The organism is Kitasatospora sp. NPDC090091, assembly GCF_044747365.1.
Classification (GTDB): Bacteria; Actinomycetota; Actinomycetes; order Streptomycetales; family Streptomycetaceae; genus Kitasatospora.
Genome location: NZ_JBIVDY010000015.1, coordinates 236,826 through 242,195, shown reverse-complemented (window position 1 = coordinate 242,195; position 5,370 = coordinate 236,826). Strand labels below are relative to the sequence as shown.

Sequence of the window (5,370 nt, the reverse complement as noted above, 5' to 3'; positions counted from 1 at the left end):
AGCCGATCCCCGCCCCGAAAGGCGAATCCGGCCGCAATCCCGATAAACGCACACACCGAATAGACCCCGAACCGAACAGGAACGCGACAAAGCGCGGTCCAGCCCGAAAGGGAAGGAGTGGTGTTTCAAGGGATTGGCCGCCCCGGGACCGTCCGCGCCGATGCGTGTCCGGTGCTCCCTGCCGAGCGACTAGGAAACACTACGCCTGTCCGGGAGCGAAGGCAACCCGGTCCCGTGGACGATCCGCGTGCAGAGCGAGCGGCCGGCCTTCACGTACTCGCCGTTGGGGTGGTCGTTGGAGGTGACCCAGTGCCGGGCCGTGGTCTCGTCGCGGCCCCCGTCGCGGTGGCGACGGAGCAGGCGCTCCTCGCGGACCGTGTCGTCGGTCTCCACCCACCAGAGCTCGCGCAGCAGCCGGCGGGCCTCCGGCCACGGGTGTTCGGCGGCGGCGAGGTAGTTCCCCTCGGTGATGACGAGCCGGGAGTGCGGTGCGACGACGTGCCGGGCGGCCACCGGCTCGTCGAGGTCCCGGTCGAAGTCGGGGACGTAGATGTGCTGGAAGCGGTCCGCGGCGATCCGGCGCAGCAGGGCGACGTAGCCGTGCGCGTCGAAGGTGGCCGGGGCGCCCTTGCGGTGGCTCAGGCCGAGGCGGTCGAGCTGCGCGGCGGAGAGGTGGAAGCCGTCGAGCGGGAGGTAGGCGGCGCTGCCGGGGCCTTCGCGGCGTTCGACCTCGGCGACGAGGTGCCGGGCCAGGGTGGACTTGCCGGCACCGGGCGGTCCGGCGAGTCCGAGGATCGTGCGGGCGTTGCTGCCCGGGCCGTGCAGCATGCCCAGGGCGAGGGCGGTGAGGGTGTCCTCGTTCATGGGGCGCACCCTACTCACCGTCCGCTGCCGGGCGTCGTCCCGTGTGGAGCCGCTGCGGGCGGCACGAGTGCGGGCTGTTCCAGGGTGAGGGTGCCGGTGTCCGCGTCGAGGAGCGCGGGGACGCCGAGCGGAACGGTCAGGGTGGAGGCGGCGTGGCCGAATCCGAGCTCCCAGACGATCGGTACGCCGAGCGGGCCGAGGCGGTCGAGCATGACGTCCCGGACGCGTTCGGGTCGGCCGCAGCCGTCCCAGGAACCGAGCGCGATGCCGGCGACGCCGTCCAGGGCGCCGGAGCGCAGGAGCTGGGTGAGGAGGCGGTCGAGCTGGTACGGGTGCTCGTTGACGTCCTCCAGGAGCAGGATACTGCCGGCGAAGGAGGGCCGGGCGGCGGGCGTGCCGCGTTCGGCGGTGAGGACGGTGAGGCATCCGCCGGCGGTGGTGCCGCGGGCCCGCCCGGGCACCAGCGTGGTGGCCGTGGACGAGGTGAGGACCGTAGTGGCCGCGGGCTCGAAGAGGGTGCGGCGCAGGTGCTCGGCGGTCGGGCCGTCGGTGAGGAAGGACGCGGCCGCGCTCATCGGCCCGTGCAGGGTGGCGACGCCGAGTCGCTGGGCGAAGGCCTCGTGCAGGGAGGTGACGTCGCTGAAGCCGACGAGCACCTTGGGCGGGACGGCGCGCATCGCGTCCCAGTCGAGCAGGTCGGCCATGCGGTGGACGCCGTAGCCGCCGCGGGCGCAGATCACCGCGTCGACGGCCGGGTCGAGCCAGGCGGTCTGGAGGTCGGCGGCGCGGTCGGCGTCGGTGCCGGCGAGGTGGCCGAGGACGGGGTGGGTGTCGAGGACGTGCGGGGCGACGGTCACCCGTAGCCCCCAGGAGCGCAGGACCTCGGCCCCGGCGGTGAGCCGCTGGGGGTCGATCGGGCTGCTGGGGGCGATCACGGTGACGTGGTCCCCGGGGCGGAGGTGCGGCGGGCGGGTCAGCCCTCGGCCGGGCGTGGTCGGGTGCTGGTCCATGGCCGGGATCCTTCCAGGGTGCGGGTGACGCGACGGGGCCGGGTGGCACGGCGTGGCGGTGCCACGACGTGGCCCGGTGGGGTGCGGCGCGGCCCGGTGGGGCGCGACGGGGCGAGGTGGCACGCTGCGACGGGACGGGTCGGGGCGGGGTGCCGCCGGGGTCCGGGTTGGTCCGTGCGCCGGGCCCGCGGTTCCGCCCGCAGTAGGTATGCCCCGTGCTCTTCAGACCGATCCCATCACCGCCCGAACCTCGTCGAGCGTGGCGTCGGCCACGGCGTTGGCGCGCTCGGCGCCGTCGCGCAGGACCTGCCGGACGTAGCCGCGGTCGGCGGCGAGGTCGGCGCGCAGGGCCCGGATCGGGCGGAGGTGTTCGTTGACGGCCTCGGTCACCGTCCGCTTGAGCGCGGCGCCGCCGCCGTCGCCGATCTCCTCGGCGACCTCCTCCGGGCGGCGGTCCTGGCAGAGCGCGGCGAGCAGGACGAGGCTCGACACCTCCGGGCGGGTGGCCGGGTCGTAGCTGATCCGGCGTTCGGTGTCGGTCTTGGCGGAGCGGATCAGGCGGGCCGTGGTGTCCTCGTCGGCTGCGAGGGCCACGGCGTTGCCGCGGCTCTTGCTCATCTTGGTGCCGTCGGTGCCGAGCAGCAGCGGGGCGGCGGAGAGCAGGCCCTCGGGGCGCGGGAAGACCGCGGTGCCGTCGGGGTGCGGGTAGCGCTCGTTGAAGCGGCGGGCGACGGTGCGGGCGACTTCGAGGTGGGGCAGCTGGTCCTGGCCGACCGGGACCACGTCGGCCTTGCAGAAGAGGATGTCGGCGGCCTGGTGGACGGGGTAGGTGAACATCAGCCCGCTGACGGCGGACTGGCGGGAGTGGGCGATCTCGTCCTTGACGGTGGGGTTGCGGCTCAGCTCGGAGACGCTGACCAGGCTGAGGAAGGGCAGCAGCAGCTGGTTGAGGGCGGGGACGGCGCTGTGGGCGAAGATCGTGGCGCGGTCGGGGTCGAGGCCGGTGGCGAGGTAGTCGAGTACGAGGTTCTCGGCGTGCTCGGACAGCCGGTCGGCGATGTCACGGTCGGTGATCACCTGGTAGTCGGCGACCACGACGAACATCTCGACCCCGAGGCGCTGGAGTCGGACCCGGTTCTGCAGGGTGCCGAAGTAGTGGCCGAGGTGGAGCGGGCCGGTGGGGCGGTCGCCGGTGAGGACGCGGTGGGCGCCGGGGTTGCGGCGGATCCGTTCGTCGAGGCCGGCGCAGGCGGCGGTCTCGGAGGCGGTGGCGGCCTCGACAGCGGTGACGGTGGTGGCGGTGACGGTGGTGGCGACGGTCATGGGGTTCTCCTCGGTACGGCGGTGAGTTCGCGGCCGTCCGGGGCTCGGGCCCGTTCCGTCGGAAAACGCGTCAGGGCCGTCCATCCGGACGGCCCTGGTCAGGCGTGGCTGGTGGCCGTCCTAGGACGGCCACCAGTCGAGACCTGCGAAGCGCTTCATGCGTTCGAGAATAGCGTCAGTCCTCCACGACGAGGGCAGGAGTTTCCTTGCGCAGGGTCTCGCCGCGGAAGAACTCCGGCCGGACCACGCCGTACCAGAGCATCAGCACGGCACCGAGCAGCAGGATGCCGACGCCGATGACGAACACCGAGCCGATGCCGAAGACGGCGCCGCTGCCGTACTCCGGGTTCCAGGCGTCGGTGAGGGTCTGCAGGAAGACGGCGCTGAGCAGTACGCCGCCGAGCAGCGGGGCGACGCCCTTGAGCAGCAGGTCGCGCAGGCCGTTGCGGAGCGAGCGGCGGAAGTACCAGACGCAGGCGAAGGCCGTCAGCGCGTAGTAGAAGCAGATCATCAGACCGAGGGCCAGGATGGTGTCCTCGACGACGTTCTCGCTGATCACGCTCATGCCGACGTAGAAGACGGCGGTGGCGAGGCCGGCGGCGACGGTGGCGTAGCCGGGGGTGCGGAAGCGCGGGTGGACGGTGCCGAAGCGCGGCGGGACGGCCTTGTAGGCGCTCATCGCGAGGAGGGTGCGGGCCACCGGGATGAAGGTGGTCTGCAGGCTGGCGGCGGCGCTGGCGACGACCGCCAGGAAGAGCAGGACGCTCCACGGCGAGCCGAGCACCGGGCGGGCCAGCGCGGCGAAGACGTTGTCGGCGGTCTCCGGGTTGCCGAGGCCGGTGCCGGCGCCGCCGACGCCGGCGAACATCTGGGAGGCGATCGCGACCAGCAGGTACGAGCCGACCAGGGTGACCATGGAGGTCATCGCGGCCCGGCCCGGGGTCTTGGCGCTGCCGCTGGTCTCCTCGTTCATGGTGAGGCAGGTGTCCCAGCCCCAGTACATGAAGATCGAGAGCGACAGCCCGGCGGTGAACGCGCTGAACGAGGAGACGTCGAGCGGGTTGAGCCAGGATGCGGAGAAGCCGATCGAGTCCGGCAGGTCGCCGGCGGCGGCCTTGGCGATCGCGATGACCGAGAAGAGCAGCAGGACGGCGAGCTGGAGGCCGACCAGGCTGTACTGGAACCACTTGGTGGCCGTCATGCCGCGGTAGCTCATCGCGGTGGCGGCGGCGATCAGCACCACCACGGTGAGCAGGTGGATCGCCTTGGTGTCGTTGAGCTCGGCGACCCGGCTGCTGCCGGTCATCTCCCCGAGCATCAGGTAGAGGAAGTCGGTCGCCACCCCGGCCAGGTTGGAGAGCACGATGATCGTGGCGACCGTCAGGCCCCAGCCGGCCATCCAGCCGACCCGGGGTCCGAAGGCCTTGACCGTCCAGGTGAAGGACGTGCCGCAGTCCGGGAAGTCCTTGTTCAGCTCCTTGTAGGCGAACGCGACGAGCAGCATCGGCAGGAAGCCGGCCAGGAAGACCGCCGGCATCTGGACGCCGACGGCGGAGACGGTCGGACCCAGCGTCGCGGTCAGGCAGTAGACCGGGGCGACCGTGGAGACGCCCAGGACCACGCTGCTCAACAGGCCGACCGAGTTGCCCCGTAGGCCCTTGTCCCCCGCCGCCCCCGCCGCCCCCGGGTCGGGGGCCCCACCACTGATGCCACTGACCGGGGCACCCTGCGGAGCGGTGGGCGCCGTTGCCCGCCCGCTGCTTCCGTGCTCTGAGAGCTGCTGATCAAACACCAGCGCACCCTAGGTGGGGGTGTCGAAGGTTGTGTAGGCCAACTCTTGGTGATCTGAACCACTTGCTTCGATTCATGCGCTACCGAGGCCATGAGACCGATGAATGAATGGCGGGTTGAGTCATGTACCTTTGTTTTGAAGGACTGACGGAGGGTTATTTCTCCCCTATGTCATAGATTGAGACGGTTTGGACACCGCCGCTCAAGGCCCTCGACCGATCCCGCCGGGCGCCTGAGCCGGGGCCGCCGCACGGGCCCCCGTCGGGGGCGCCCCCCCCCGGGGGGCCCCCCCGGGGGGGGCCGGGGGGGGGGGGGCGCCGGGGGGGCCGGGGGGGGGAAAGCCGGGGGGGGAATGGGGGGCCGGGTCGGGGGGGGGGGGGCC

General features: G+C 72.4%; 4 protein-coding genes. All 4 read right to left on the bottom strand.

Annotated elements, in window-relative coordinates; all coding sequences use genetic code 11:
• Positions 1-189 precede the first annotated feature (189 nt).
• Positions 190-864 (bottom strand): nucleoside/nucleotide kinase family protein, encoded by a 675-nt coding sequence (locus ACIPSC_RS26120; protein ID WP_400828478.1) that lies wholly within the window; start codon positions 862-864, stop codon positions 190-192.
• A 14-nt stretch (positions 865-878) separates the two neighbouring features.
• Positions 879-1,874: an LD-carboxypeptidase gene (locus tag ACIPSC_RS26115; protein WP_400828477.1), complete on the bottom strand. Its 996-nt coding sequence runs from the start codon at positions 1,872-1,874 to the stop codon at positions 879-881.
• A 222-nt stretch (positions 1,875-2,096) separates the two neighbouring features.
• A complete protein-coding gene (trpS, locus tag ACIPSC_RS26110; protein WP_400828476.1) occupies positions 2,097-3,197 on the bottom strand; it encodes a tryptophan--tRNA ligase in 1,101 nt (366 codons plus the stop codon).
• A 175-nt stretch (positions 3,198-3,372) separates the two neighbouring features.
• Positions 3,373-4,905, bottom strand: a complete 1,533-nt coding sequence (locus tag ACIPSC_RS26105) for an APC family permease (protein WP_400828489.1) — start codon at positions 4,903-4,905, stop codon at positions 3,373-3,375.
• Positions 4,906-5,370: the final 465 nt, after the last annotated feature.

What these genes read in the sequence shown, in the direction of transcription:
- ACIPSC_RS26120 (WP_400828478.1), bottom strand. Translation starts at nt 864, where the DNA reads ATGAACGAGGACACCCTCACCGCCCTCGCCCTGGGCATGCTGCACGGC.
- trpS (WP_400828476.1), bottom strand. Translation starts at nt 3,197, where the DNA reads ATGACCGTCGCCACCACCGTCACCGCCACCACCGTCACCGCTGTCGAG.
- ACIPSC_RS26115 (WP_400828477.1), bottom strand. Translation starts at nt 1,874, where the DNA reads ATGGACCAGCACCCGACCACGCCCGGCCGAGGGCTGACCCGCCCGCCG.